We start from the raw sequence: 3,677 nt of genomic DNA on the forward strand, positions 1-3,677 counted from the left end.
CTAACACCTAAGGGTGCCATGTCAATTTTGTTAATCCCTGATTCAGATCCCCCGTTGGTCCCCCTTAATAAGGGGGACTTTTCCATCTAATTCCCCCCTTTTTAAGGGGGGTTAGGGGGGATCTATGTACCTAATTACAAAGTTGACATCCTCCCAACACCTAACACCTAACACCTAACACCTAACACCTAACGCCTAACACCTAACACCTAACACCTAAGGGTGCATGTCAATTTTGTTAATCCCTGATTCAGATCCCCCATTATCCCCCTTAATAAGGGGGACTTTTCCATCTAATTCCCCCCTTTTTTAAGGGGGGTTAGGGGGGATCTATGTACCTAATTACAAAGTTGACATCCTCCCAACACCTAATACCTAATACCTAACACCTAATCCCTAATCCCTAAAACCTAAAACCTAAAATTCGATTAGTGATGGTTATGACTACGGAGTTTTATTTAGCCAGATAAAAACTGTGTAAACAGCCAAATTATTATCAGTACTAGTGGCTAATAAATCAATTATTTTAATGCCTATATTTAATAAATATAAGTTTAAGTGATTAGTAATTGGTTATGATTAATGAGTCTTAATTTTTGAATAATTTGTAATTAACTAGATTTTAGTATTATTTACAAATTACTAATCACTCATCCCTAATCACTAATCACTCATCCCTAATTTCTAGCGAACAGTGACATCATAAGATGCTTCTAAAACTGCTTTGGGATCGAGGGCTTCTGGAAACTCAAAGCGAACGTGAGTGTAGGCTGCAGCAGGAGCAGGTTTAGTTTCTACCGTGCCATCTTCAAGGGTGACTTCAATAGTAGGTTGTTCTATAAAAGTCTCTCCATTATCAATGCTGTAAGTTATCGTTGCTCCATTGCTGTTGCTAGCGGAATCAAGGATATACATGGTAGCGCGGGGAATGGGTTGGGTAACCATCAGATTGTCAGCTTCCACTTCCCCAGAATTTTCACCTTTGACAGTGTAACGAAGGGTATCTCCTGGTTTGACAATGGCTTTGCTCTCTAGGGCTTGCCAAGTAATATTTTCTTTACCTTCAGTATCAACTTCTACTATCTTCTTCTTAGCCAGTAATTTTAACTGCACTTTGGGGCGCATGATGTTTTGGACAATCACTTCCCCAGCTTCCTGTAAACCAGCTAATACAGGAGTCTTACCTACAAAAGGCACAGCAACAATTAATGCGATCGCACCCAGACCGAGAATTGATGAACGTTTCATTTGCAATAAACCTCTTGAGAATTAAAACAATTTTATAGAACGCTGAAGGTTGAAGGCTGAAGTAGGAAGGCTGTTCGCCGGATAGCTTGGATGCATCTCAATGCATGCTGTTTGATCCAGTGGGTGGAACAGGCATCTTGGTGGAACAGGCATCTTGGTGGAACAGGCATCTTGGTGGAACAGGCATCTTGGTGGAACGGGCATCTTGGTGGAACGGGCATCTTGCCCGTTTCATTCCCAGGCGGGCTGTTCCAACACTGGCTACGAGGTTTAAGATGATGGCAAGCCCGTCTTATCACTCACCCTACGCAAGTTTTGCCTCTTGCCTCTTGCCTCTTGCCTCTTGCCTTGGGCATAGCGCTATACTTCCTACTTCAGACCATCAAGGATTAGTCAACCTTACGACGGAAGACAAAGGATCCATTGTCGCCAGGAGCAACAGTACCAACTTCATTGACATACCTAGTCACTTCTTCACCGCTAGCTGGGTCAGTATTTCCAAAGGATAAGGTATTATTGAAGTACTCCACAGTACCCTGAGATGGCTCAGTTCCCTGCTCGTGAGTGGTGACAGTAACCCAGTTGTTAGGAGCTGCAGTACCATCCTCAGTAATGGTGAAGTTGTTAGCATCCAAAACTACGTTACCAGCACCCACTAGTGGTTCAGAGATATTGGTGTAGGTAATTCGGTACTCGATAAACTGACCAGGCCTAGCCCCTTCTGTGAGGGTACCTTCCTGATCACCTGTGGGATCTCCGCCGGTGAAGTCCTGAATCACTGTTACACCATCAGTATCCAGAATCCGAGCTTCTTTCAGCATCTGCATGTAGCCAGTGTAGGGACGGTCAATAGTGATGTTGAAGACGGTCTCTTGAGTGACATCAAAGTCTCCGTTCGGGTTGTTGTCGACAAAGGCAACAATCGGAATCCCGTAACCCTGAACTTGAGCTGTCTCAGGTAAGTCAACAATTACCTCGTAATCCAATTGCTGACCTGGTGTGAGAGTACCAACATTAACCGCTGGATCCGTAGTGGTAAAACCGCCAGCTGTAGTGTAGGTATAGGTTGCTTCCTGAACATCACCTGTCTCTGGCTCGTACCTGATCGTGACCGTAGTGTTATCAGGAATCTGGTTATCTGGTCCAAAGTCTACTGGAGTGGTGAATTGAGGATTAACTTGAGGGTCATTAGTCGCCGCATTACCGACTGAAGGCGCAATTGGCAACAAGGTTACGTTATCTAAATTAGTAGCATTGGGGTTCTCAACGGTATTGTCGAAGGTCACCGCACCTGGGTCAATGTCGATACCCTGAGCTGTTCCAGCTGGAATAGTTGTGGACTGGTTAGTGAAGTCATCATTGTCATTGGTTGGACCAATGGCGTTGGGTCGATTCTCTGGACCATTCAGGATTTGACTGGTAGTCTCAATGTCTGCAGTAATGGTAACTACAGTGTCTTCACCCTTAGGTCCTTCACCTGTGTTGTCATTGTCTTCATCAACACCATCAGCACTGGGATTGGCAATACCAAGGTCTGTAGCTGGGTTGAAGTCGGTACCAGTCTCATCCGGTGGTGTACCATCATCATTGTAGTTGTTGGGATTTTGGTCACCGGATTCATCGTAGACCACTTCATCCGTTGGGTCACCGACAGTTTCACCAAATGCCTGAGCAATGTTAGCAATTTCACCACCAGCAACGGGTAAACCACTGGTGATCACACCAAAGCTGAACCCATCGGTATCACCTTCAGTGGAGGTTCCTGCAGTAATAGGACCTTCAGCAATGAAACCAATGCGCTTAATCAAATTAGCAGCTGGCTGGGTAGTAGACCAGTCTACGCTCAGGGCGTCACGACCAGTCACCGCTGGGTCATCACTAGAGTAGACCACTGTCCAGCCATCTGGCGCAGTAGGCGCTTTTGCAGGGTCAGGGTCAAATTCTGTATTTTCGGGAATGACATCAGAAACCAAGACCCGCTGGACTGGGGCATTATCAACCGTAATGCTAGTTCCTTCGAGATCTGCAGCTTGGAAATTAATCGCTGGGTTAGAGGACTCAACCCGGAAGTCTAAGCGATAAGTAATTTTGTCATCGCTAGCACTCTCAGGATCATCACCGTTATCAACTAGATCAATATTATTTGGACCTATGATTCGCTTGAGAACAGTGATGGTTGCTAGTTCCTTAATCTCTGTAGAGAGTAAGACTTCTTGGAACGCAGAACCCTCACGCTCACCATTGACTGGAGCTTCGGTAGGATCAGCATCTACGGTACGAACTTCGTTATCATTGGGGCCATCATCAGCATCCTCTTGGTTCTGAGTAGCAGGACTGTTGTCGTTAAGTCCGGTATCACCTAACTGGACATTAATCGGAGCTCCTGCTTCATCTTCAATAACTGTACCTGTAACCCTTACTTTAATACA

Annotated in this window: 3 protein-coding genes; all 3 read right to left on the minus strand. The window is 45.2% G+C overall.

The genetic code is table 11. The features are described from left to right. Window positions 1–684: 684 nt before the first annotated feature. Window positions 685–1,248: a hypothetical protein gene (locus F6K52_RS33895; protein ID WP_293089202.1), complete on the minus strand. Its 564-nt coding sequence runs from the start codon at window positions 1,246–1,248 to the stop codon at window positions 685–687. Between the two features lie 32 nt (window positions 1,249–1,280). Then, window positions 1,281–1,469, minus strand: a complete 189-nt coding sequence (locus F6K52_RS33900; protein ID WP_293089204.1) for a hypothetical protein — start codon at window positions 1,467–1,469, stop codon at window positions 1,281–1,283. A 168-nt stretch (window positions 1,470–1,637) separates the two neighbouring features. Further along, window positions 1,638–3,677, minus strand: a 2,040-nt coding sequence (locus F6K52_RS33905; RefSeq protein ID WP_293089206.1) for a hypothetical protein, incomplete at its 5' end; no start/stop codon positions are given.

It is taken from the genome of Moorena sp. SIO3H5 (assembly GCF_010692395.1).
Taxonomy (GTDB): Bacteria; Cyanobacteriota; Cyanobacteriia; order Cyanobacteriales; family Coleofasciculaceae; genus Moorena.